The 449-nt window shown below is 43.2% G+C and carries 1 protein-coding gene; it reads left to right on the top strand.

Annotation, left to right across the window (positions count from 1 at the left end; all coding sequences use genetic code 11):
* A partial coding sequence (locus tag KJQ99_RS09740) for an uL11 family ribosomal protein (RefSeq protein ID WP_502756524.1) occupies positions 1 to 188 on the top strand: 188 nt, incomplete at its 5' end.
* Positions 189 to 449 lie beyond the last annotated feature (261 nt).

Below are 449 nucleotides of genomic sequence, written 5' to 3'. Positions count from 1 at the left end.
CTGCTGGTGGACAAAAAAGCTCCGGCGAACCTAACACGAAGAAAGGTGCTACAGTTACGAAAGCACAAGTTAAGGACATCGCTGAAACGAAGATGCAAGATCTAAACGCGGCAGACGTTGAAGCTGCTATGAGCATGATTGAAGGTACTGCACGAAGCCTGGGCTTTGTTGTAGAAGACTACTTATAATCTATCTACGGCCAAGCTTCTCAGTCGGATACTCCGTGAAAACGGATGTGTCAAGTGGGAGGTTTATCCGATAGACCACATATTGCAAGGAGGAAAATTCACTAATGGCTAAAAAGAAAAGCAAGAAATATTTAGAAGCTGCAAAGCAAGTTGAAGCTGGCAAGGCATACGATGCAAGCGAAGCATTGGCACTTGTCAAGAAGATTGACTTTGCTAATTTTGATGCAACGATCGAAGTTGCATTTAACTTGAACTTGGATA

Source organism: Campylobacter sp. 2018MI13 (genome assembly GCF_018501135.1).
In the GTDB taxonomy this organism is placed as follows: domain Bacteria; phylum Campylobacterota; class Campylobacteria; order Campylobacterales; family Campylobacteraceae; genus Campylobacter_E.
The sequence above is the reverse complement of the archived record's forward strand: the minus strand, read 5'-3'. Positions and strand labels throughout refer to the sequence as shown.